This window comes from Kribbella sp. NPDC051587 (genome assembly GCF_044453945.1).
Taxonomy (GTDB): Bacteria; Actinomycetota; Actinomycetes; order Propionibacteriales; family Kribbellaceae; genus Kribbella.
Genome location: NZ_JBITDE010000010.1, coordinates 217,260 through 239,705, shown reverse-complemented (window position 1 = coordinate 239,705; position 22,446 = coordinate 217,260). Strand labels below are relative to the sequence as shown.

The following is a 22,446-nucleotide window of genomic DNA, read 5'->3' as shown; positions in this document are numbered from 1 at the left end:
ACAACTACGGGCCGCACGATGGAGGAGTGAGTGGATCAGAGCGGGTGATGGTGTTCGGCGCCAGTGGCTTCCTCGGTGCCCGGATCTGTGCGCTGCTCGCCGATCGGGGCGTCGAGTATCGCGGACTGAGCCGGAATCGGGGTGAACCACACCTGCGCTGCGACCTGGCGACGATGCATTTGTACGCGCTAGAGACCCAGATCGGCCTCTACAAGCCGACGGTGGTGATCAACGCGGTCGGTGCGACCGAAGGTGACGCGGCCGGTCTGGTCGCCGCGAACGTCACCGCGGTCGAGGCGCTGCTGGCCGCGACCCGCGACAACGCCGGGCATGCGCGGTTCGTGCAACTCGGTTCGGCGGCCGAGTACGGCGGTGGTCCGCACGGCGCTAGTCAGTCCGAGGGAGCCGCGCTCCGGCCGACCGGACCGTACGGGCTGACCAAGCTGGCCGGTTCCGAGCTCACCGTCCGGGCTCAACGCAACGGCGCCGACGCCGTCGTACTGCGGATCTTCGACGTGCACGGGCCTGGAGCGCCGGCGACGACGGTGACCGGCCGAGTGATCGAGGACCTCCGCGATCGCCAGCAGATCGATGTCGGGGCCCTCGATGTCTGGCGCGACTTCATCGACGTGCGTGACGTGGCCGAGGCGGTCCTCGCGGTCGCGCTGACGGACGCCAAGCTTCCGGCCGTGCTGAACGTCGGGACCGGCCGGGCGACGCTGGCTCGCGACGTGGCCGGTCAGCTGTTCGAGCTGAGCGGCCAGCCGGCCCGGATCGTCGACGACCCGATGCAGGACGGCGTACTGGGTGCGCCGTGGCAGCAGGCCGACATCGGACTGATCGGGGAGCGGCTCGGCTGGTCGCCGAAGATCGCGCTGGAGCAGTCCCTCGCCGACAGTTGGGCCGCACCCCGGGCAGACTGAGCGGGTGGAGATCCGCTCGAGCTGCCAGCCCGCACCGGATCGCCGTCCGCCCGCAGTGAACGAAGACCTGGTCCTGACCGGTCCTGACTTCGCAGTGGTGCTCGACGGCGCCACTCCGTTCCCCGGCGTGAGCTCCGGTTGCCGGCACACGGTGGCCTGGTTGGTCAGTCGAATCGCCCGGTATGTCGCTCCGCCGTTGCTGACCGCGTCGACCGCGCCACTGCCCGACGTACTGGCTGAGGCGATCGTTGCAGTGTGTGCAGAGCATGCGGACACGTGTGACCTCACCAATCGGGACAGTCCATCGTCCACAGTCGCCATGGTGCGCGTGGGGCCGGACCGGGTCGAGCATCTGGTGCTGGCTGACTCACCTGTCGTCTACCGCACCCCCGATGGTGTCGTGACTGTCCACAGCGATGACCGGCTCGAGCACCTGCCCGAGCGGACAGTCGAGAGCGTCCGCCGACTCCGCAACGCCCCCGGCGGCTTCTGGGTGGCGAGCACTAGCCCCGAGGCGGCGTACGAAGCAGTCACCGGTACGACGGACCGCGGCGAGGTCGCGGCGATCGGCGTACTGAGTGATGGTGCTTCCCGGTACGTCGAGCAGTACGGACACACGTGGTCCGACCTGATGACTGTGCTCACCACCGAAGGACCGGCGGCGCTGATCCGTCGAGTCCGCAGGTACGACGCGGCCGCCACCGCAGTCCGCTGGAAACGGTACGACGACGCGACCGCGGTCGTGCTCTACGACAGCGGCCGGTACGACGGGAACGACGGCGGTCGGTAGTCCTGGACGGGGACGTAGGGCGGCGGTGTGGCGCGCTGCTGCTGCCACTGCCCGACCTGGAGCATCAACAGGGCTGAGGCCGCCGTGGCGACGACCATCAGCAGTGCCGCCACCGTGAAGCCGATGTCGACCCAGAGCGCGACCTGCACCATCACGTCCTGCAGGCCGTAGAACGAGACACTCTGACCCGCGTCGTCGGTCGACTGCACCAGCTTGACGAAGAAGACGATGGTAGCGACGAGTGCTGCCAGCAGACCGGTCATCACGATCACCCAGTAGCCGCACCAGCTGGCCCACCACGCGTAGAGCAGCGCACGAGTCTGTTGGCTGCGGGCAGCACCTGGTTGCTCCAGCGGCTCGCTGGCCACGACGACGTCCTCGACGAGCTGCAGCGGATACCAGAACTGGAGGACGGGGCAGAACCACGCTCCGATCAACCAGCCGGCGTTGTGCCGGTGCAGACCCTTACCGGGTGGCCGCGGGTTCGCCGGCGGACGCGGGGCCAGCGTCGAGTTCAGGAAGTCGCTGTTCTCTCGGGCGTACCAGAGCCAGAGCAGATAGGCGATGCACGTCCCGAACATCAGGTAGCCGAGGATCTGGACCACCCAGCCGCCGCCGGCGATCGTGCGCACACTGGTGTCGAACTCTTCCTCGGTGAGGTTCAGGAAGATGAAGTTCTTGATCTCGTCGTAGGACCGCCACATCAGGACCGACTGGAGCGCGGTGAGCAGAGCGGTCAGCCCCATCAACGAGATCGCGACGATGGCAGGCGTCCGCAACCGCCGGTAGCGCGGCGGCACGATCTGGTACGGCCCGTACCGAGGCGGCCCCGGATAGGGGTACGGCTGTGTCATCGTCATCCTCCCCTCAGTAACGGTAACCCGAGGAGGGAGCGATCAGACGGCCGCGAACGCCTCCCGGACCGCGGGGAGAGCCAGCTCACGGTCGGCCGCGGACAGCCCGATCCGGGTCCGCCGGTCGAGGACGTCGTCCTCGTCGAGCGCGCCCTCGTGCCGGACCGCGAACAGCAGCTCCGCGTACGTCGTCCTGAGACCGGCCGCGATCGGGTCCGCCGAACCGCCCTCGAGGACGGTCGGCGCCTCGACGCCGTACCGCTGGACGAATCGTGGAGGCGCGGCCACGGCAGCGAGCCGGACCCGGTCGGCCGCACCGACCAGCGGGATCCGATGGGTCAGACAGGGTTGCTGCGGGTCCAGAGTGGACGCGTTGAGCGCGGTGTCGAGTGCGTCCTGCGCCATCCGCCGGTAGGTGGTCAGCTTGCCGCCGACGATCGTCACCAGCCCGTCCGGCCCGGTGATCACCGCATGCCGCCGGGAGATGTCGGCCGTCTTGTTGCCGTGCCCGGTGTCGAGCAGCGGCCGCAGTCCGGCGTACGTGCCGAGCAGGTCGGCCCGGGTGAGCGGTAGCTGCACCGCACGGTTGATCGTGTCGAGCAGGAAGTCGATCTCGGCCTCGGTCGCCCGCGGTACGTCGCTCACCGGACCAGGCGCGTCCTCATCGGTCAGGCCGACGTACACGCGGTCGTCCGGCGCGGGGATCGCCATCACCACCCGGCGCAGCTCCCCTGGCACCGGGACGGTCAGCACCGCCGACAGTCCACCGAACGCAGCCTGTGGCAAAACCAGGTGGCTGCCTCGGCTCGGCCGGAGCTTGATGCCGTCGGTGAGCTGGCCGGCCCAGATCCCGGCCGCGTTGATCACCACCGTCGCATCGACGTTCAGCCGGTGACCGGTCAGCTGGTCGACCAGTACGGCGCCTTGGCCGGTCACCTCGGTGGCCGCGACCCGGGTCAGCACGCGAGCGCCGTACTGCGCTGCTGTCCGCGCGATCGCGATCACCAGCCGGGCGTCGTCGTACAGCTGGCCGTCCCAGGTGAGGAAGCCGCCGCGGAGTCCCTCGGGCCTAAGCGTCGGTGCGTAGCGCATCACCTCGGCCGAGCTGACTCGGCGCGAGTGCGGCAGGTAGTCGTCACTGGTGCGCGCGAACGTGCGCAGGAGGTCGCCGCCGAGGAACGCGCCACGCACCAGGGCCGCCTGCGAAGTCTTTGCCTGCGGCAACCAAGGCGCGAGCTGCGGGACCGGGTGCACGAGGTGCGGCGCGGTCGTCTTCATCAGGATGCCACGCTCGACCGCACTCTCGTAGGCGATGCCGACGTGGCCGGAGGCCAGGTAGCGCAGACCTCCGTGCACGAGCTTCGAGCTCCAGCGACTGGTCCCGAAAGCCAGGTCGTGCTTCTCCACCAAGGCAACGGTCAGACCGCGGGCGGCCGCGTCCAGCGCGACTCCGGCGCCGGTCACGCCACCGCCGATGACCAGGACGTCTACCTTGCCGGTCGTCTCCAGCCAGTCGAGCTCGCGGGTCCGGCGGGCCGCGTTCAGGCTCGCATTGCCGATGGAGGAGATCATGGCGTGAGGTACTTGTTCAGCATGTCGCGGAGCTGCTCGTCGAGCTTCGGGTACTCCTCCTTCGACGCCATCACCGGACCGGACACCGCCGAGGCGAGCGACACCAGGATGATCTGCCGGGCCAGCCAGACGTAGTCGCCGTCCTGGATCGAGCCGTCCTCCTGACCGGCCTTGATCCCCGCCTCGACCAGAGCGAGGTGCGCCACCGTGCTGCTGCCGCGGCGCTCCAGCAGGTACGGCGTGAGGAACTCGGGATCCAGCTCGATGATCTTCCGCATCAGCGGGTGCGTCCGGGTGTGCGCGACCACCTCGACCACGCCCTCGACCAGGCGGGTCCGGCCGTCGGCGGCGTCCGGCGAGAACGCCGACATCAGCGCGGTGGTCCACTCCCGGGTCATCAGGGCGGCGACCACGGCCTGCACGTTCGGCCAGCGCCGGTACAGCGTGGCGCGGGAAACCTCCGCGTGCCGGGCGATGTCGGCCATCGTCATCCGGCGCATCCCGATCGCCAGTAACAGCTCGTACGCCGCGTCCAGGATCCGCTCCTCGCCGATCGCATTGGCGGGCGTGGGACGACTGCTGGTCTCGGACCCTGATTCGCTGCTACGCTGAGACATCACACGTCAGAGTGTATCAGCGACTCGACGCCCGGGAACAGTCCTGGGCAGGTGGAATCAGGGGTTTCATCTGCCCAGGACGCTACCCCGGCAGGCGAGTGATGAGGAGCCCACATGACCGAATCCGACCTGCCGGTGGCGCAACTCACGCCTGGACGCTGGGGCGACCCTGAGGTCTCGGTCGAGGTGCCGGCCCCGGCGCTGGCCGCGCTGCACCACCTCGGCGTACGACGGCCTGAGTCCGGCCCGGTCGCTCCGACCGACCGTCCGGGGCTGTCGGCCGACCAGGTGGCCGTTCTGGCCGGCGTCGTCGGGACCGAGCACGTCTCGACCGACCTCACGGCCCGCTGGAAGCACACCCGTGGGTACTCGACTCCTGACCTGCTGCGGCATCGCACCGGCGACACCTCAGACATGCCCGACGCTGTCGTCTTCCCGGCCGACCACGACGAGGTGCTGGCGCTGCTCGCCGCGTGTGCCGAGCATGACCTGGCCGTCGTCCCCTACTCAGGCGGTACGTCGGTCGTCGGCGGGCTCGCCGCATCCCGGCGGTTCGTCACCGTGGACCTCGGCCGGCTGGATCAGCTGCTCGAGATCGACGACATCTCGCGGACGGCGACGCTGCAGGCCGGTGTGCGTGGTCCCGCGGCCGAGGCGCTGCTCGCGAAGCACGGCTACACGCTCGGGCACTTCCCCCAGTCCTACGAGGGCGCAAGCATCGGCGGGTACGCCGCCGCTCGGTCCAGCGGGCAGTCATCCGCGGGCTACGGCCGGTTCGACCAGATGGTGGTCGGGCTGACGCTGGCGACACCGCGCGGGACGGTCGAGCTCGGCCGGGCGCCGATGTCGGCTGCCGGGCCGGACCTGCGCCAGCTCGTACTCGGGTCCGAAGGCGCCTTCGGCATCATCACCTCGGTGGTGGTCCGAGTCCGGCCGCGGCCGACCGAGCGGCACTTCGAGGGCTGGCGGTTCGACACCTTCGACGAAGGACTGACCGCCGTACGGCGATTGGCGCAGGACGGGCCGTTGCCGACCGTGCTCCGGTTGTCGGACGAGGCTGAGACCGCGGTGAACAACCCAGGTGGTCCGGGCGGCGCACTGGCGATCATCGGCTTCGACGGTCCGTACAAGCAGGCGACGGGTGACGTCCTGGCCGCAGCTGGTGGTCAGAACCTCGGTGAGGAGGCCGGCGAGGCTTGGCGGGTCGGACGGTACAAAGCGCCGTACCTGCGGGATCCGTTGCTCGACGAGGGTGCACTGGTCGAGACGCTCGAGACTGCGGCGTTCTGGTCGCGCATTCCCGCGCTGAAGGCTGCAGTGACCGACGCACTGGTGAAGGCGCTCAGCGACCAAGGCACTCCGCCGCTCGTGCTCTGTCACGTGTCACATGTGTACGAGACCGGCGCCTCGCTGTACTTCACGATCATCTGCGCGCAGAACGACGAGCCGATCGACCAGTGGCACAAGGCAAAACTCGCCGCGAACGCTGCGATCGCGGAAGCCGGTGGGACGATCAGCCACCACCACGGGGTCGGGACGGATCACCGGGAGGCCTACGCCGCGGAGATCGGCCCGCTGGCGGTCGAGGTACTGCAGGCGGTCAAGGGCGTGCTGGATCCGGCGCGGGTGCTCAATCCTGGGATCCTCTTGACCTCAAGTTGACTTGAGGTATGACAGTTGCGGGCATGACTCCTGAACCCGCCAACCGTCCTGTTGCCCTCATCACCGGCGCCTCCGCCGGCCTCGGACTCGCGCTCGCACACGGACTGGCCGATCGGGGCTGGACGCTGGTCATCGACGCTCGTGGTGCCGACGCGCTCAAGGACGCCGCCGACGCCCTGGCCGATCGCACCGACGTCGTACCGCTTGCCGGGGACGTGACCGATCCTCAGCACCGCACTGACCTGACTGATGCCGTTGCCGAGCTCGGCCGGCTCGACCTGCTGATCAACAACGCGAGCTACCTCGGGCCCAGTCCCCTGCAGCCGTTGGGCTCTGCGGACCTTGACGAGCTACGTCGCGTCTATGAGGTCAACGTGGTCGCACCACTCGCTCTGACGCAGGCCCTGCTCCCGCAGCTCACCTCGGCGACCGGAGTGGTGGTCAACATCAGTTCCGACGCAGCAGCCGAGGCCTACGAAGGCTGGGGCGGCTATGGCTCGGCCAAGGCCGCACTCGACCACGTATCCCGAGTCCTCGGCGAAGAGCACAAGTCACTGGCCGTGTACGCCGTTGACCCCGGTGATCTCCGGACGGCGATGCATCAGGCCGCGTTCCCGGGTGAGGACATCTCGGACCGGCCCGAGCCGGCGACCGTCGTACCGGCGTTTCTGGCGTTGCTGGACCAGCGGCCGGCGAGTGGTCGCTACCGCGCGGCCGAGTTCGCACCGGCGGTGACCTCGTGACAGTGCATCCCCAGACGAGATTCGTCTTACCTGACTCACTGAACGCCACCGAACCACCGGAGGCGCGTGGGCTGGCGCGGGATCAGGTGAAGCTGCTGGTCGCGGAGGGGTCGACCATCACGCACACCCGCTTCGATCGGATCGGCGACCACCTGCGGCCCGGGGATCTCCTGCTGGTGAACACATCTGGCACGTTGGCGGCCGCAGTCGACGGCACCTGGATCACGGGCGCCGGTGTGGCACCAGTGGTCGTGCACTTCTCGACCGCACTCGACGACGGCAACTGGGTGGTCGAGCTGCGCAACGGCGGTGCACCGATGTTGGGCGGTACGTCGGGCGACCAGGTGGAGTTGCCACGCGGCATCCTCACACTGCTGGCTCCCTACCAGTCGGACTCCAACCGACTGTGGCGAGCCAAGCCGCCGGTGACCGACATGGTCGGCTACCTGCAACGGCATGGGCGCGCGATCACCTATAGCTATGTCAACAAGCGCTGGCCGATCGCGTCGTACCAGACTGTCTTCGCACGCGACCCTGGCAGCGCAGAGATGCCCAGTGCGGCGAGGCCGTTCAGTTTCGAGCTGGTGAGCCGGCTAGCCGCTCAGGGGGTGCTGATCGCACCGATCACGCTGCACTGCGGCGTCTCCTCGCTGGAGAGCCACGAACCGCCGTTGCCCGAGCGGTACGACGTACCCGAGCACACCGCGCGACTGGTGAACTGGGTGAAGGGCAACGGCGGTCGCATCGTGGCAGTGGGAACCACTGCGGTCCGGGCGATCGAGTCAGCGGTCGCGGCTGACGGCTCAGTCGTCGCCGCGCGCGGCTGGACCGACCTCGTCCTCGGTCCCGACCACCCCGCTGCCGTCGTCGACGGACTCATCACCGGCATGCACGCTCCCGACGCCTCCCACCTGCTCCTGCTGGAGGCCGTGGCGGGAGGTGGCACCGTGCAGCAGGCCTACGACGCGGCTCTGCATGAGCGGTACCTCTGGCATGAGTTCGGAGACAGCTGCCTCATCCTCAGGTAACTGGGCCGGCTCATTTCCGGGCCGGGCACGTTTGTCCACAGCTCGTGGGCTCATCAAAGTGTCCTAACCGCCTGGGTCCCCCGTCGGGACATGCCTCTATAGGACACGGCTCACTGGAAGGTGTCACGGTCCTTCACAGAACCGAGCGCCAATTGTGGCCTAGGCCTTAAACCCGGGTGAGCTAGCGGCGGGCTTTCCTGCGGCGGCGTTCGGTGTCCTGGAGGAAGAGCCAGGCGACCGCCGCGCCGGTGATGAACCCGCCGAGGTGACCTTCCCAGGAGATGTTCGGGATCAGGAAGGAGAGGACGGCGGTGACCGCGACGTAGCCGAGGATCCAGGTGACGTCGAGGTTGCGGGCGCGGCTGACGACCAGCAGGGCACCGACCAGGCCGAGGACAGCGCCGGAGGCACCGAGCGTCGCCGTACCGGGGGCGCTGAGGATCCAGACCGCGACGCTGCCGCCGAGGGCGGACAGCAGGTAGAGGATCGTGAAGCGCAGCCGGCCGAGCATCTGCTCGAGTGGCGGACCGATCTGCCACAGCATGAACAGGTTCGAGAAGATGTGGAAGATCTGCACGTGGGTGAAGGCCGACGTGAGCAGCCGCCACGGCTCGGACTCGGTCAGGACCGGGACCATCACCAGATCGTTCAGCAGCTGCGGGCTGCCGACGCGGACCGCGATGAACACCAGCACGTTGATTGCCAGCACGGTCATCGTGATGACCTGCGGGTTACCGCGCTGGATACCGCCCAGCGAGGTGCGGGCGCGCGGGATCGACCGGACGCCTTCGTTGTAGCAGTTCGGGCACTGGAAACCGACCGCGGCGCTGTTCATGCAGTCCGGGCAGATCGGACGGTCGCAGCGCTGGCACCGGACGCCGGCGGGCCGGTTCGGGTGCCGGTAGCAGACAGGGCCGGCAGGCGGTTCGGTCACGCGGTGGTCCTCCGGGAACAGGCGGCGGGACCGGTCCGCTGACCGGTCCCGCGGGGTGGATCAGGCGTTCTTGCGCTCGATGACCACGTGGTTGATCACGACCGGCTCGATCGGCCGGTCGGCGGCCGCGGTCGGAACCACCGCGATCTCGTCGATGACCTTGCGCGACGCGTCGTCGGCGACCTCGCCGAAGATCGTGTGCTTGCGGTTCAGGTGCGGCGTCGGCGTCACGGTCACGAAGAACTGCGAGCCGTTGGTGCCCTTGCCGAACTGGATGCCGGCGTTCGCCATCGCGAGCAGGTACGGACGGTCGAACTGCAGCTCGGGGTGGATCTCGTCGTCGAACGAGTAGCCCGGCGTACCGGTGCCGGTGCCGAGCGGGCAGCCGCCCTGGATCATGAAGCCCTTGATGACGCGGTGGAAGCCCAGGCCGTCGTAGAACTTCTCGTGGCTCGGCTGCCCGGTCTGGGCGTCGGTCCACTCCTTGGTGCCCTCGGCCAGACCGACAAAGTTCTCCACGGTCTTCGGTGCCTGGTTCGGGAACAACCGGATGACGACGTCACCCATCGTCGTCTGCAGGGTTGCGTACAGCTCTTCGGCCACGGGAGTCGCTCCTCGGTAGTTACATCTGACGCCATCGATCCTGTCACGTCCACCCAAGATTTCGCGGCACCGGGGGTTTGACAGGTGGGTACGGCTACGATGCAGATGAGACCGGATTTGTCCAGAGCGGTATCAGTTGCGTCCATGGAGGGCACTGTGGGTTTGAGGAAGTCCAAGGGCCGGATCGAGATCGCCAAGGATCGGGTCCGGCCGTTCGCCGAAACGGCGTCGGAGAGGTTCGGTCCGGCCGTGGGCACCGCACGGGAGAAGGTGTCGCCGTACGCGGAAAAGGCTGTCGAGCGGGGCGCGCACCTGGCTCACGTCGCGGTCGAGAAGGCCGGGCCGCGGATCGACGACGCCCTGTCCAAGGTGGGACCTGCCACCGAGCAGGCCGCCGAGAAGGCCCGGGAGCGGTTCAACGACGACGTGCTGCCGAAGGTTTCCGCGGCGCTCGCGTCGCTGGCTGCCGCGGCCGAGCCGGTGATCGAGGAGAGCTCGCGCCGGGGCAAGGCCACCAAGGCCGCGCTGCGCGGTGAGATCGACGCACCGAAGAAGAGCCACAAGCTCCGTACGGCGGTGCTGCTGCTCGGCTTCGGCGCGCTCGCGGCCGCAGCCGTCAAGAAGCTGCTGACCCCGCCGGAGCCGGCCTGGCAGTCGACGCCGACCAGCGGTCGCGACTACAGCTCGGCGGCGGCTCCGCGTCACCAAGCCTCGACGGAACAGAGTGCCAACGGCCACACGGCTCCCAAGACGGAGACGCCGAAGCCGGCGGCTCCGAAGGCGGAGACCCCCAAGGCCGACGAGGCCAAGGCGGAGGAGGAGGTCAAGGCCGCGTCCAACGGCACCGCGAAGAAGGCCGCCACCCCCAGGAAGTCGACGGACACCAAGCCGTCCGATTCCTGATCCAGCACCGCAATCACGAAGGGCCGCTTCCCCACTGGGGTAGCGGCCCTTCGTGTGTCCAGCTATCAGCGCGGTTGCGGCTCGGACTCTTCGGGACCGGTGGCCATCGTGTACCGGCCGGCGGAGAGCAGTTGGGTCGCATAGCGGTGGGTGATGCAGGGATAGGTGCCGCCGCAGTGGGTGCAGAGCGCGTGGTTGCGGTGCGCCCAGGGCAGGATGCCGAACCGCTTGGTGCGGGTGATCGGCTCGCGATCCGGCGCATGGGTCTGCATCGCCGCCCGCGCGGCGTCCTGGATCTCGGGCGCGGACCACTCTTCGGCGCTCTTGTCCATCAGCGCGCTCAGGTCGGGGTGGGGGTGGGTGGTGGAGCGGGTCTTCGTCATGTGGGCGTCTTCCCAGGGCAGGTGGAGGGCGCGACCAATCGACCACTTCAAACGTGACCAATCGATCGCTGATAGCAACCGTAGTCCTGCTCTGTCCAACGAGGCGCGCCGAACGAGGCTATGTCGGTGTCAGATCTTCGTCAGGTTTCGCTGCGTGTGCGGTCACGACCACAGGGTCTCGAAACTGACCCGGGCCTCGAGCTCCAGCAGGTGCCGCTTGGTCGGGATCCCGCCCCCGAAACCGACCATCTTCCCGCCCGCTCCGACGACCCGGTGACAGGGCACCACGATCGGCAGCGGATTGCGGTTGCACGCCGTCCCGACCGCCCGCGACGCCCCGACGTCGTCGGCGACGATCTTCGCGACCTCGCCGTAGGTCTGCATCTCGCCGTACGGGATCTGGGACAGCTGCTTCCAGACCGCCCGCTCGAACTGCGTGCCGCTGCGCACCGACAGCGGCAGGTCGAACTCCTGCAGCTCGCCGGCGAAGTACGCCGCCAACTGCTCAGCCGTCCGCTCCAACAGCGGATCGCTCTGGGCCGGGTGGTCAAGCCGCTGGAAGGTCACCCGGCACAACCCGGTGTCGTCCACGGCAAGCGACAGCTCCCCGATCGGCGAATCAACCACACACCAGCGCATGCCACCCATCCTCCACGCTGCCACCGACACTTCGTCGTACGACGACTTGATGTTCTCGCCCGGTCACGCGGTGTTGTGCTACATCTGGTGCCATGCCGAGCCGGCCGCCGCAACCGCCGCTGGACCGATGGTTCAGTTCCGAGCGGACGATGGGCCTGGCCTCCTCTGTACTGATCTGCGTCGTCACGGTGACCACGTGGGCGACCACCTGGTCGGACTGGTACTCCTATCGGACGGTCGAGCGGTACGCCGATGATCCGGATCGGCTCGCGGAGGCGGATCTGTTCTCCGGATCGCTGGGGATCGTCTCGGCGATCGCGCTGTTCGCGGCGGCGGCGGTGTTCATCGTGTGGCTGTGGCGGGTGCGGTGGAACGCGGAGATGTTCTGCCGGGGTGAGCACCGGTTCACCCGGGGGTGGGTGCTCGGCAGCTGGATCTGCCCGGTGGTGAACCTCTGGTACCCCAAGCAGGTGGTCGACGACATCGTCGCGGCCAGCGACCCGCGGACTCCGCCGCAGACCGAGTCACTGCGCGACCTGCCCGGGACGCGGCTGGTCTGGGTGTGGTGGCTGACATGGGTGGTCGGCCTGGTCTCCGGGAACATCGTCCAGCGCGGTGTCCTCGGTGGCACGAACTCGGTCGGGGACCTGCGGACCAACGTGATCTTGTCCACGATCTCGGCGGTCTCCACCTCGGCGGCGGCCGTGCTCGCCGTTCAGCTGATCGCGCACATCGACGACCTGCAGGCGAACCGTCCTTGGGTGCCCTGGTGGGCGTCTGACCAGGGACAACAAGCGTTCCGGTTGCCACCGGCAACCTGAGCCAACCTCCTGCGCGGTAAACCAAACCGTTACACACCGTCGGATCCGTCGTTACAAGTGGTGATGGCCGTACGAAAAGAACACGTTAAGTCGATACCCTCCGTGCTGGGACCGGCTCCCTTGGCGTACCTACTTCGTGGTATCAATGTGGCTCGGTCATGCGGGGGCAGGTTCTGGCCGAACCGACTAACAGACGGAGTTCCGGCAACGCGAGGGACGCACGACGTGAGCCACCCGCAACCCACAGTTCTGTCATCTGTGCAGAGCCCAGACGATGAGTGGCAGCCGCACGCGACTGAAGAGTTCCAGCAGGTAGGTACGGTCGGCAAGATCGCGATCGGACTGCTGGGAGCGTCGACTGTCACGCACCTGCTCTCCACCTGGTCGGACTGGAACACGTATTCCGTGGTCCACCGCTACCTCGGTGGCATGCCGAACGTCGACGACGCGGATCTCAATCGGGCCGACGCGATCGCGAAGTTCACCGCGATCCCCAACGTCATCATCTCCGTCGCCGCGGCCGTGGTCTTCGTGATCTGGCTGTGGCGCGCCCGGGTCAACTCCGAGGTCTTCTGCCAGGCCGACCACCGCCGTAGCCACGGCTGGGTGCTGGCCAGCTGGTTCGTCCCCGGCCCCAACCTCTGGTACCCCAAGCAGATCGTCGACGACGTCTGGCTCGCCAGTGACCCGAAGACCCCGGTCTACGCCGACGACCTGCGCCGGTTCCGGACGCCGTCCCTGACCTCCTTCTGGTGGGTCGCCTGGATCGGCGCGCTCACCTTCGACGTGGTGGTCCGCCGCTTCCTGATGTGGATGGAAGCCACGGTCGGATCGCTGCGCGGAATCGCCCTCGCCGGTACGGCGTCCCTGCTGCTGACCGCGGTGTCGGCAGTGGCCGCGACGCTGGTGATCCGGAAGATCACCGCGATGCAGACCGAGCGCGAGTGGACCCCCTGGTGGGACCAGCGCGAGCCCAAGCTGACCGCCGTACCGACCTATGCGAACGACGACACCGACGAGCAGCCGGCCATCGCCGAGCCGATCGCCGCTTCGGCGCAGGCCGGTCTGGCCTCGTCGCCGACCCGGCGCCTGGAGCGGCAGCCGGAGCTGCAGTTGGCCGGCGGCGGTGCCGCAGCGGCCGCGGCCGGCAGCCCGTTCGCTCCGGCAGCCGAGGCTGCCCCGCCGGCCGCCAGCCCGTTCGCGGCAGCAGGCAGCGCGTTCCCCGGTGATGGTGCAGCCGCCCCCGGTGGCAGTCCCTTCGGTGCGAACGAGCCGGCTGAGGAGGCGCCCAAGTGGAGCCCCTTCGCTCCGGTCGCCGACAACAACTGGCAGGCCAACGAGCCGCAGGTCGACGCCGGACCGTCCACCCAGCAGTTCGACGCCGTCTCGACCTGGCAGGACGAGAGCCACACGGCCGAGCAGACGGCGTACCAGCCGCTGAAGCCGTCCTGGAGTGAGTTCCTGGGCGACGAGGACCCGCTGGCCGCGGCCAAGAGCCGCTGGATGAGCCAGGAGCCCGCGCAGCCCAGCAGCATCCAGCCGGACCCGTACGCATACCAGCCCGAGCAGCAGGCCGACCCGGAGCCGTCGTGGGCGAGCAGCTACTCCGAGCCCTACACGTCGTACGAGACCACCTCTGACTACCTGACCTCGACCACCTCACCGTCGGTCGAGTCCGCACCCGAGCCTGAGCCCGCGCCCCCTGTTGCGCGCGGCCGCCGGGCCGCTCGGGTTGCGGTGGACAGCCCGTCGGTGATCGAGACGCCCGCCGCCGGGTACTACGAGCCGGCGCCGGTGCTGTCGCAGCAGGACGACTTCCTGACGCCGTCGAAGCCGCTCCCCCCGGTCCCCGGGTACGGACCGGAACCGTCGTACACGCCGGAGACCTCCTACAGCACCCCGGAGTACCCGGCCGCGTCGTACGAGCCGACCAGCTACTCGTCCTACGAGACGCCGGCCACGGACTACACGTCGTCGTACACCTCGGAGTACTCCAGCTACGACGCCAACCCGCAGTACGGGTACAACTCGGACTACACGAGCAGCGCCTACGACCCGGCCGCACCGTCGAGCTCGTCGTACGACTCCTACACCCCGAGCTCGTACAGCGGCTCCGAGTACACCGAGCCGGCCACGTCGTACGAGAGCGGCTACAGCTACGGCACCGAGTCCTACGGACAGCAGTCGGAGCCGGAGTACCCGTCGTACCAGCCGGAGCAGCCCGCCGAGCCGGAGCACCCGGCTGGACCGCGGACCCACCCGCGCCGTCGCTGGACCTGATCGTGCCGATCGCCTTCTCGACCCTCGGCTGCCACGGCGCACCCCTGGACGAGGTCCTGAAGCTTGCCCAGAGCAACGATGTGACCGGGCTCGAACTGCGCACCGCGCCGGACGAGTTCACCCACGTCGACCTGACGGCAGCCGAGCGGCAGGAACTCCGCAGCCGGATCGAGGACGCCGGTCTGGAGATCCTCGCGCTGAGCAGCTACGTGAAGCTCTGCGCGGTCGAGGAGCAGCCGCTCGAGGCGCACCTTGAGCTCGCCGCCGACCTCGGCGCCCGTGGGGTTCGCGTCTTCCCCGGTGACGACCCCGGTACGACGGACGCTCCGAGCCCGGGCGAATTCCGTGCCCTCGACCGGATCGCGACGGCGCCTAAGGAGTCCCGCATCCTGCTGGAGACGCACGACTCGCACTCGGCCGGCCAGAAGATGGCAGCCCTGCTGACGCTCATCGACTCGAACGTCGCCGGCCACAACGCGCGGGTGATCTGGGACAGCGCGCACACCTGGTCACACGGCGAGACTCCGGCCGAGTCGTTCGCACTGCTGCAGCCGTGGCTGGAGTTCGTCCAGATCAAGCAGAGCGACTCGAAGCAGAACTACCGGCCGGTGGCCATCGAGGACGGCGACTTCCCGATCCAGGACCTGCTCCGCGCGCTCGAGGGCACCGACTACCCGCTCTCACTGGAGTGGGAGACCAAGTGGCACCCGCACCTGCCGCCTCTCGCGGAGACGCTGCCCGCTGTCAGTGCCTGGCTCAGCTGAGCGGTCCCGTCAGGTAGTGCGTGATGGTCGGCGCGAGGATCGCAACAGCCTCGTCTGCCGACAGCGCGGTCACCGGCGGGAACTGGAGGATGTAGCGGCACAACGCGAACCCCAGAGCCTGCGTCGCGACCAGTCCGGCGCGTAGCTCAGGCTGATCGACAGCCAGGCGGCTCAGGGTCGGAGCGAGCTGACTGGCGAAGACCGTGCGCATCCGCTCGGCTGCCGTCTCGTTGGTCGCCGCAGTCCGCAGCAGCACCCGCAGCGTGTCGTCACTCTCCCACCGGACGAACAGGTGCCGGACGAGCGTCGTCCCCACGTCCGCGGCCGGTACGTCGCTCAGGTCGGGCAGCCGGATGTCGAACTCGGCCGCCTCCGCGAACAGCTTCTCCTTGCTGCCGAAGTACCGGATCACCATCGCCGGATCGATCGCCGCGTCCGCCGCGATCGACCGGACCGTCGCGCGCTCGTACCCGTCGGCGCCGAACCGCTCCCGCGCCGCCGTCAGGATCGCCGCCCGGGTCCGCTCCGATTTCCGCTCCGCCATGGCTGCAGCATATGCCAACAACCGTTGACTTCCGTGCTATCGTCGAAATCAACAAGCGTTGACAAACAGGAGGCGACGATGAACGCCGAGGTCGTGGTGGTGGGTGCCGGACCGGTCGGGCTCGCGGCGGGCGCCGCACTGCGGCAGGACGGGCACAGCGTGGTGGTCGTCGACAAGCTGGCCGCCGGGGCGAACACCTCGCGGGCCGCGGTCGTCCACGCGCGGACGCTGGAGGTGCTGGAGCAGATCGGCGTCAGCAAGCGCCTGATCGAGCTCGGTCTGCCGCTGCAGGACTTCGCGATTCGCGAGGGGGACCGGATGCTCGTGCCGGTCAGCATGCGCGAGTTGCCGTCCGACTACCAGTTCACGCTGATGGTTCCGCAGCCGGTGACCGAGAAGGTCCTCCTCGACCGGCTGATCGAGCTGGGCGGTGAGGTGCTGCGGCCGCGGTCGGCCGTCGGGCTGACTCAGGATGCCGAGGGCGCGCACGTCACCCTCGATACCGGTGAGGTGATCGACGCCCAGTACGTCGTCGCTGCCGACGGCATGCACAGCACGATCCGCGAGCTCGCCGGAATGAAGATGCCCGGCGACACGCTCTCGCTGTCCTGCAGCCTCGTCGACATCCGCGTCGGCGGTGGACTGAGTGCCGACGAGGTTGCCCTGTACTTCGGTTCGGCCGGGCTGCTCGTGGTCGCGCCGTTCGCGGACGGTTCGTTCCGGCTGGTCGCCGAGGTGGCCGATGCGCCGGAACACCCGGACCTCGCGTACGCCCAGCACCTCCTCACCGAGCGCGGCCCGCGTGCAGGTGCGCCGAAGGTGACCGAGGTCGTCTGGGGATCCCGGTTCCGGATCCACGAACGGGTGGCTGACTCCTACCGTTCCGGCCGCGTCCTGCTCGCCGGCGACGCCGCGCACACCCACAGCCCGGCTGGCGGCCAAGGCATGAACCTCGGCATCCGAGACGCCGTCGCGCTAGCCAACGCCCTCTCTCTCGCCCTCGAAACCGGCGACGACACCGCCCTCGACCGGTACGCCGAACAGAGCCGCGCGGAGGCGGTCCGCGTGATCGCCCTGGCCCACCGTCTCACCCGACTGGCGAACGTCCCCCGACCAGTCCGCCCCCTCCGCAACGCCGTACTCCGCCTAGTCGCCGGCTCCCCCAGCGCAACCCGCAACCTAGCCACCCAACTGGCCGGCCTCTCCTAACCGCGTCGCTTTCTCCGGCACTGCGTCGCTCCGATGCGGCCGGCATCCGTCCGCCGTGGTTAAGCGCCGCTGCGGCCGATTGACAGTGGAGGGTGGCTGAGGCCGTCTTGGGCTGAGGGGGATGGCGAGGCCCGGCGATCGACGTACAGGTTGTTTGAGGTTCCGGGCTGTGGTTGCCGCCAGCGGCGCCGAGGTCGGGTCAGGTGGCCCGCCGCCGTGGTTGCTGCCGCAGTTCGAGTGGGAGTGGGGAGCACATCAGCCCACACCGGCACAAAACCCTCCCCAACCCAACAAGCAACCCCCGCATAAACCCCAGCCACAACCCAGAACCTCAAACAACCAGTACGCCACTCGCCGGGCCTCGCCACCCACCCCAGCCACCGCAACGCGCACCCCCGAAGGCCCAGTGCCCGCCGAAGGCGGGCGATCCCCCCACCCCCGCCCCACCCTTTGCGCGGATCTACTGCCACCTAGCGGCAGCAACTCCCCGCAAACCCAGCGCACCCACCCCGCCCCGCCATAACGTCCGAAAAACCGGAGGCAGGCCCTCCGATCCTTCGGACGTTAACGGGGTGCCGGGCGTAACGTCCGAAAAACCGGAGACGGGCCCTTCGATCCTTCGGACGTAACGGGGGTCAAGCGTTACGTCCGAAGACACGCTGACGACGTACTGCACCTCTTCGGACGTTGACGGGGTGCCGGGCCTAACGTCCGAAGGAGCGGAGACGGGCCCTCCGGTTGTTCGGACGTTGCGGGGAGAGGGGGCGAAGGTTAGCCCTCGCCGCGCGGGGAATCGCTTCCGCGGGAGGGGTGCGACCTCTACGCTCCAGTTACCGCATGCAATGCCTCAACTACTGGAGGTCATCGTGTTCCGTCCCGCCCGATGGACTCGACTCGTTCCCCTCGCACTGGCGGCCGTCCTCGCCGTCGGTGCCGGGAGCCAACTGCCTGCCGCCGTGCAGGCCTCGGCGCCACCGGACCGCAAGGCCGTGGCAGAGCAGAACGACGAGCTGATCCAGCTGCTCCGGGTCAACACCCCGACGCAGTCCGACCGTAAGCGACTGACCAGCCTCGATCTCGACCTGGCCGAGTCGGCCGGTCCGACGTACACCGACATTGTTGCCTATGGCAAGAGTGATCTCCGGCTGCTGACCCTGGCCGGGTTCACCTGGTCGGTCCTGGAGGACGACCTGGAAGGCGCCGACCGCGAGCGCGAGAAGGCCGACGCCGAGTACGCCAAGGCGGTGAAGAACAAAGCCGTGCTGGCCACCTTGCCCAGTGGCAGGACGGCGTACCGGCAGTTGGCGGACTTCACCAACGACCTGGCGAGCCTGGCGCAGCAGTACCCGACCAAGGCGAAGCTGTTCAACCTCAAGGAGAAGTCGCTCGAGGGCCGGACCGTCCAGGGCCTGGAGATCTCGCACAACGTCGCGACCAGCAGCGGCAAGCCGGTGTTCGTGATGATGGGTCTGCACCACGCGCGCGAGTGGCCGTCGGGTGAGCTGACCATCGAGTTCGCCTACGACCTGTTGAAGAACGACGGCACCGACACCCGGATCACGAACATCCTGGAGAAGTCCAAGGTGATCATCGTGCCGGTGGTGAACCCGGACGGCTTCAACCTGAGCCGCACCCTCGGCTACGAGATGAAGCGGAAGAACTGCCGGATCACCAACGGGCAGATCCCGACCGCCGGCCAGTGCGCGCAGTCGTCGAACCAGTCCCGCGGGACCGACCTGAACCGCAACTACTCCGGCTTCTGGGGCGGTCCGGGTGCGTCGACCAGCCTGACCAGCGAGACCTACCGGGGTGCGAGCGCGTTCAGCGAGCCGGAGTCGCGCAACATCCAGGCGCTGGTCTCCTCGCAGCAGGTGACCACGCTGATCACCAACCACACCTACTCCAACCTGGTACTGCGTGAGCCGGGCTACGCGAGTGCGGCGAACACTCCGGACGAGGCGATGTACAAGTCCCTCGGTGACCTGATGGCCGCGCAGAACGGCTACACCAGCCAGAAGGCGTACCAGCTGTACGACACCACCGGCACCACCGAGGACTGGTCGTACTACGCAACCGGTGGGCTCGGGTTCACCTTCGAGCACGGCGCGAGCAGCTTCCACCCGGCGTTCTCGAACGTCGTGAACATGTACTTCGGCTCCGGCAGTACGGCGGGCAAGGGGAACCGTGAGGCGTACCTGCTCGCCGCCGAGTCCACCATCAACCCGGCCCGGCACTCGATCGTCACCGGTACCGGCCCGGCCGGCGCCGTACTGCGGCTGAAGAAATCCTTCAACACCAAGACGTGGAACGGCACGCTGCTGCCCGACGTCCTGGAGACCACGATGACGGTGCCCGCGGGTGGGACCTACACGTGGCACACCAACCCGTCCACGCGACCGATCACCATCCAGAACGGTGGCGGTACCGAGTCGTGGACGCTGACCTGTGAGCGCCCGACCGGCCAGGTGCTGGAGACCCGTCAGGTCACCGTCGCCCGCGGCGCGAGCGTGACGGCCAACCTCACAACCTGCTCGTCAACCTTCTAACCGGCGCTCGACTCGCGAATCTCTAGTGTGTAAGGGACGGTGAGGTTGCGACGCGCAGCCTCACCGCTCCCGCCGATCCGCTCGAGCAGGAGGGAGACGGTCTGGTCGGCCAGCCATTCCTTGTCCGGCGAGATCGTGGTCAGGGATGGCGAGTGATAGCGGCCGTCCTCGATGTCGTCGAAGCCGACGACGGCCACATCGTCCGGGACCGACAGGCCTGCATCGGCCAGCGTGCGCAGGGCGCCGAGCGCCAGCAGGTCGTTGAAGCAGAACACCGCGTCCGGTGGCTCGGGCAGCTCCAACAGTTGGCGCATCGCGGCCGCGCCGTCCAGCCGGTGATAGCCGGTGCCGGCCAGCTCAAGTGCCGGGTCGTGGGTGAGCCCGGCCGCCTTCAACGCCTTCCGATAACCACGACGTCGTACGGCGCCTGTCCCCGACGCGCCGCCGCCACCGACACCGACGGCCGCGATCCGGGTCCGGCCGAGCGAGACGAGATGCGTGGTCGCGTCGTACGCCGCTTGGACCGAATCGACGGCGACGTGATCGAACGTGCCGCCGGTCGTCCGCTCGCCGAGCAGGATGAGCGGCTTCCCGCTGCCCACCGCGGCACCGATCTTGGCCGGCGTACTGGTGATCGGGGAGAAGACGATGCCGTCGATCAGCTGACCGCGCATCCCGTCCAGGACCATCTGCTCGGCGGCCGGCTCGCCCTCGGTCTGCTCGATCAGCACGGTGATGCCGCGCTTCTTGGCGGCCCGGGAGAACGCGGCGCCGAGCTCGGCGAAGTACGGCGAGGCCATCTCCGGGATCGCCAGCGCGATGAAGTCGGAGCGGCCCTTGCGCAGCGACCGGGCGCTCACGTTCGGCCGGTAGTCCAGGTCGGCGATCGCGGCCTCGACCTTGGCCCGGGTGTGCGCGGTGATGTGCGGGTAGTCGTTGATCACGTTCGACACCGTCTTCACCGACACCCCGGCCCGCGCCGCCACATCGCTCAGCCTGGTCGCCATCCGAACCTCCTGTCACCGACCTGTCGCCCGAGTGTGCCACGCTCGCGCACGGTGAACCCTTTACCGCGGATGTCAATCGTTGTAAGAATCCACGGTAAACGTTGTAATGCTCTCTTTGGTGGAGGTTTCATGGCCCGGCTGGTGGTGGATCCGGCGTTCGTCGTCGGCGCGGTGGACCGGCGGTTGTTCGGGTCGTTCGTCGAACACATGGGCCGCTGTGTGTACACCGGGATCTACGAGCCCGGGCATCCGGCCGCCGACGCGGACGGTTTCCGCGGCGACGTCCTCGACCTGGTCCGCGAGCTCGGCGTGACCGCGGTCCGCTATCCCGGCGGCAACTTCGTCTCGAACTACGACTGGGAGGACGGCGTCGGTCCCAAGGACCAGCGACCGCGTCGGCTGGACCTGGCCTGGCGGGCGATCGAGCCGAACCAGTTCGGCACCGACGAGTTCGTCGCCTGGGCCGGCAAGGCCGGGGTCGAGCCGGTCTGGGCGGTCAACCTCGGCACCCGCGGCATCAAGGAGGCCGTGGAGCTGCTGTCGTACACCAACCTGCCGGCCGGCACCGAGCTCCCCGACCGCCGGGTCGCCAACGGCCACGAGGCGCCGTACGGGATAAAGGTCTGGTGCCTTGGCAATGAGATGGACGGGCCCTGGCAGATCGGCCACAAGACCGCCGAGGAGTACGCGCGGCTGGCCGAGGAGACCGCGAACGCGATGCGCCGCGTCGATCCCGATCTCGAACTGGTCGCGTGTGGATCCAGCAACGCCGGGATGCCGACGTTCGGCGAATGGGAGCGGATCGTCCTCGAGCGCACCTACGAGCTGGTCGACCACATCAGCCTGCACGCGTACTACGAACCCCGCGACGGTGACCAGACCAGCTTCCTGGCCGCGGCCGAGGACATGGACCGGATGATCTCGTCGGTGATCGCGACCACCGATCACGTCAAGGCGCTCAAGCGCAGCCAGAAGGAGATCACGCTCTCCTTCGACGAGTGGAACGTCTGGCGTCAGCAGGACTTCCCCGGTGAGCTCGGCCTCGGCATCCGTGAGGTCGGCCCGCTGATCGAGGACACCTACACGGTCGACGACGCGGTCGTGGTCGGCAGCCTGCTGATCACCCTGCTCCGGCACGCCGACCGGGTGAAGATCGCTTGCCTTGCGCAACTGGTCAACGTGATCGGCCCGATCCGGACCGAGCCGGGCGGTCGCTCCTGGCGGCAGAGCATCTTCCACCCGTTCGCCCTGACCGCGAAGTACGCCGGTCCGACCGTGCTGCAGACCGCGATCAGCGACGCACCGCAGATCGACACGAAGGCCTTCGGCCGTGTCCCCGCGCTGTGGAGCACGGCGACGTACGACGAGAAAACCGGCGAGATCGCCATCTTCGTCGTGAACCGGAGCGAGACCGACAAGGTCGACCTGGAGATCCCGGTCGGCGGCCTGAAGGTCGCTCAGCACCTTGCCCTGTACGACGACGACCGCACCGCCGTGAACACGGCCGACGATCCGGACCGGGTGGTACCCCGGGTGATCGAGGGGACCGAGATCGTCGACGGCGTCTGCACCGCCACGCTGCCACCGGCTTCGTGGCATCTGATTCAGCTGACCTAAGAGGGGA

21 protein-coding genes are annotated in these 22,446 nt (G+C 68.5%); 12 read left to right on the top strand and 9 right to left on the bottom strand.

The window, feature by feature from the left end; translation table 11 throughout:
- Positions 1-26 precede the first annotated feature (26 nt).
- Both ACIA49_RS30600 and ACIA49_RS30595 read left to right on the top strand, forming a co-directional pair.
- Positions 27-923, top strand: a complete 897-nt coding sequence (locus ACIA49_RS30600) for an NAD-dependent epimerase/dehydratase family protein (RefSeq protein ID WP_396381133.1) — start codon at positions 27-29, stop codon at positions 921-923.
- A 4-nt stretch (positions 924-927) separates the two neighbouring features.
- Positions 928-1,713 (top strand): protein phosphatase 2C domain-containing protein, encoded by a 786-nt coding sequence (locus tag ACIA49_RS30595; RefSeq protein WP_396381131.1) that lies wholly within the window; start codon positions 928-930, stop codon positions 1,711-1,713.
- On the opposite strand, the gene ACIA49_RS30590 is transcribed toward ACIA49_RS30595, so the two are convergent.
- The 3 genes from ACIA49_RS30590 to ACIA49_RS30580 are packed head-to-tail and all read right to left on the bottom strand — an operon-like array spanning position 1,671 to position 4,756.
- Positions 1,671-2,567 carry a DUF4328 domain-containing protein gene (locus ACIA49_RS30590; RefSeq protein WP_396381129.1) on the bottom strand — a complete coding sequence of 299 codons (897 nt, stop codon included), beginning with the start codon at positions 2,565-2,567 and terminating at the stop codon, positions 1,671-1,673. The genes ACIA49_RS30595 and ACIA49_RS30590 overlap by 43 nt on opposite strands.
- A 42-nt stretch (positions 2,568-2,609) precedes the next feature.
- Positions 2,610-4,139 carry a glycerol-3-phosphate dehydrogenase/oxidase gene (locus ACIA49_RS30585; protein WP_396381127.1) on the bottom strand — a complete coding sequence of 510 codons (1,530 nt, stop codon included), beginning with the start codon at positions 4,137-4,139 and terminating at the stop codon, positions 2,610-2,612.
- On the bottom strand, positions 4,136-4,756 hold the full coding sequence (locus ACIA49_RS30580; protein ID WP_396381126.1) for a TetR/AcrR family transcriptional regulator: 621 nt from the start codon (positions 4,754-4,756) through the stop codon (positions 4,136-4,138). The genes ACIA49_RS30585 and ACIA49_RS30580 overlap by 4 nt, the downstream gene beginning before the upstream one ends.
- 114 nt (positions 4,757-4,870) lie before the next feature.
- Here ACIA49_RS30580 and ACIA49_RS30575 point away from each other — a divergent pair, with 114 nt between their 5' ends.
- From ACIA49_RS30575 to ACIA49_RS30565, 3 genes are read left to right on the top strand one after another with little or no spacing between them, the layout of a single operon-like run.
- Positions 4,871-6,418: an FAD-binding oxidoreductase gene (locus ACIA49_RS30575; RefSeq protein ID WP_396381124.1), complete on the top strand. Its 1,548-nt coding sequence runs from the start codon at positions 4,871-4,873 to the stop codon at positions 6,416-6,418.
- A gap of 23 nt (positions 6,419-6,441) precedes the next feature.
- Positions 6,442-7,161, top strand: coding sequence for an SDR family NAD(P)-dependent oxidoreductase (locus tag ACIA49_RS30570; RefSeq protein WP_396381122.1), 720 nt, complete (start codon positions 6,442-6,444; stop codon positions 7,159-7,161).
- On the top strand, positions 7,158-8,189 hold the full coding sequence (locus ACIA49_RS30565; protein ID WP_396381120.1) for an S-adenosylmethionine:tRNA ribosyltransferase-isomerase: 1,032 nt from the start codon (positions 7,158-7,160) through the stop codon (positions 8,187-8,189). The genes ACIA49_RS30570 and ACIA49_RS30565 overlap by 4 nt, the downstream gene beginning before the upstream one ends.
- Before the next feature lie 181 nt (positions 8,190-8,370).
- Here the strand turns inward: ACIA49_RS30565 and ACIA49_RS30560 are convergent, their stop codons facing one another.
- Complete coding sequence (locus ACIA49_RS30560; RefSeq protein WP_396381119.1) at positions 8,371-9,123, bottom strand: rhomboid family intramembrane serine protease; 753 nt, start codon at positions 9,121-9,123, stop codon at positions 8,371-8,373.
- 60 nt (positions 9,124-9,183) lie between these two features.
- Positions 9,184-9,726 (bottom strand): peptidylprolyl isomerase, encoded by a 543-nt coding sequence (locus ACIA49_RS30555; RefSeq protein ID WP_391544148.1) that lies wholly within the window; start codon positions 9,724-9,726, stop codon positions 9,184-9,186.
- Positions 9,727-9,882: 156 nt separating this feature from the next.
- Between ACIA49_RS30555 and ACIA49_RS30550 the strand changes: the two genes are divergently transcribed.
- Positions 9,883-10,629, top strand: a complete 747-nt coding sequence (locus ACIA49_RS30550; protein ID WP_396381117.1) for a DUF5324 family protein — start codon at positions 9,883-9,885, stop codon at positions 10,627-10,629.
- Between the two features lie 65 nt (positions 10,630-10,694).
- Here ACIA49_RS30550 and ACIA49_RS30545 read toward each other — a convergent pair whose 3' ends face one another.
- Positions 10,695-11,012: a hypothetical protein gene (locus ACIA49_RS30545; protein WP_396381115.1), complete on the bottom strand. Its 318-nt coding sequence runs from the start codon at positions 11,010-11,012 to the stop codon at positions 10,695-10,697.
- 162 nt (positions 11,013-11,174) lie between these two features.
- Positions 11,175-11,675, bottom strand: coding sequence for a methylated-DNA--[protein]-cysteine S-methyltransferase (locus ACIA49_RS30540; RefSeq protein WP_396381113.1), 501 nt, complete (start codon positions 11,673-11,675; stop codon positions 11,175-11,177).
- A 68-nt stretch (positions 11,676-11,743) separates the two neighbouring features.
- Here ACIA49_RS30540 and ACIA49_RS30535 point away from each other — a divergent pair, with 68 nt between their 5' ends.
- The 3 genes from ACIA49_RS30535 to ACIA49_RS30525 all read left to right on the top strand — a co-directional run bounded on the left by ACIA49_RS30535 (position 11,744) and on the right by ACIA49_RS30525 (position 15,516).
- Positions 11,744-12,472, top strand: a complete 729-nt coding sequence (locus tag ACIA49_RS30535; protein WP_396381112.1) for a DUF4328 domain-containing protein — start codon at positions 11,744-11,746, stop codon at positions 12,470-12,472.
- A gap of 258 nt (positions 12,473-12,730) precedes the next feature.
- A complete protein-coding gene (locus ACIA49_RS30530; protein ID WP_396381111.1) occupies positions 12,731-14,752 on the top strand; it encodes a DUF4328 domain-containing protein in 2,022 nt (673 codons plus the stop codon).
- Positions 14,753-14,754: 2 nt separating this feature from the next.
- A complete protein-coding gene (locus ACIA49_RS30525; protein ID WP_396381110.1) occupies positions 14,755-15,516 on the top strand; it encodes a sugar phosphate isomerase/epimerase family protein in 762 nt (253 codons plus the stop codon).
- On the opposite strand, the gene ACIA49_RS30520 is transcribed toward ACIA49_RS30525, so the two are convergent.
- Positions 15,509-16,060, bottom strand: coding sequence for a TetR family transcriptional regulator (locus tag ACIA49_RS30520; protein WP_396381108.1), 552 nt, complete (start codon positions 16,058-16,060; stop codon positions 15,509-15,511). The genes ACIA49_RS30525 and ACIA49_RS30520 overlap by 8 nt on opposite strands.
- Before the next feature lie 78 nt (positions 16,061-16,138).
- On the opposite strand from ACIA49_RS30520, the gene ACIA49_RS30515 reads away from it, so the two are divergent.
- Complete coding sequence (locus tag ACIA49_RS30515) at positions 16,139-17,269, top strand: FAD-dependent oxidoreductase (RefSeq protein WP_396381106.1); 1,131 nt, start codon at positions 16,139-16,141, stop codon at positions 17,267-17,269.
- An 842-nt stretch (positions 17,270-18,111) separates the two neighbouring features.
- Positions 18,112-19,815 carry a M14 family metallopeptidase gene (locus tag ACIA49_RS30510; protein ID WP_396381105.1) on the top strand — a complete coding sequence of 568 codons (1,704 nt, stop codon included), beginning with the start codon at positions 18,112-18,114 and terminating at the stop codon, positions 19,813-19,815.
- Here ACIA49_RS30510 and ACIA49_RS30505 read toward each other — a convergent pair.
- Complete coding sequence (locus ACIA49_RS30505) at positions 19,812-20,822, bottom strand: LacI family DNA-binding transcriptional regulator (protein ID WP_396381103.1); 1,011 nt, start codon at positions 20,820-20,822, stop codon at positions 19,812-19,814. The two genes, ACIA49_RS30510 and ACIA49_RS30505, sit on opposite strands and share 4 nt — an antisense overlap.
- 129 nt (positions 20,823-20,951) lie before the next feature.
- On the opposite strand from ACIA49_RS30505, the gene ACIA49_RS30500 reads away from it, so the two are divergent.
- The gene (locus tag ACIA49_RS30500; RefSeq protein WP_396381102.1) at positions 20,952-22,439 is read left to right on the top strand and encodes an alpha-N-arabinofuranosidase; all 1,488 of its coding nucleotides are present in this window, start codon (positions 20,952-20,954) and stop codon (positions 22,437-22,439) included.
- Positions 22,440-22,446: the final 7 nt, after the last annotated feature.

Coding starts and splice junctions, on each gene's coding strand:
- ACIA49_RS30590 (WP_396381129.1), bottom strand. CDS start 2,567: ATGACACAGCCGTACCCCTATCCGGGGCCGCCTCGGTACGGGCCGTAC.
- ACIA49_RS30500 (WP_396381102.1), top strand. CDS start 20,952: ATGGCCCGGCTGGTGGTGGATCCGGCGTTCGTCGTCGGCGCGGTGGAC.
- ACIA49_RS30585 (WP_396381127.1), bottom strand. CDS start 4,139: ATGATCTCCTCCATCGGCAATGCGAGCCTGAACGCGGCCCGCCGGACC.
- ACIA49_RS30535 (WP_396381112.1), top strand. CDS start 11,744: ATGCCGAGCCGGCCGCCGCAACCGCCGCTGGACCGATGGTTCAGTTCC.
- ACIA49_RS30570 (WP_396381122.1), top strand. CDS start 6,442: ATGACTCCTGAACCCGCCAACCGTCCTGTTGCCCTCATCACCGGCGCC.
- ACIA49_RS30520 (WP_396381108.1), bottom strand. CDS start 16,060: ATGGCGGAGCGGAAATCGGAGCGGACCCGGGCGGCGATCCTGACGGCG.
- ACIA49_RS30515 (WP_396381106.1), top strand. CDS start 16,139: ATGAACGCCGAGGTCGTGGTGGTGGGTGCCGGACCGGTCGGGCTCGCG.
- ACIA49_RS30545 (WP_396381115.1), bottom strand. CDS start 11,012: ATGACGAAGACCCGCTCCACCACCCACCCCCACCCCGACCTGAGCGCG.
- ACIA49_RS30505 (WP_396381103.1), bottom strand. CDS start 20,822: ATGGCGACCAGGCTGAGCGATGTGGCGGCGCGGGCCGGGGTGTCGGTG.
- ACIA49_RS30510 (WP_396381105.1), top strand. CDS start 18,112: ATGCCTCAACTACTGGAGGTCATCGTGTTCCGTCCCGCCCGATGGACT.
- ACIA49_RS30580 (WP_396381126.1), bottom strand. CDS start 4,756: ATGTCTCAGCGTAGCAGCGAATCAGGGTCCGAGACCAGCAGTCGTCCC.
- ACIA49_RS30575 (WP_396381124.1), top strand. CDS start 4,871: ATGACCGAATCCGACCTGCCGGTGGCGCAACTCACGCCTGGACGCTGG.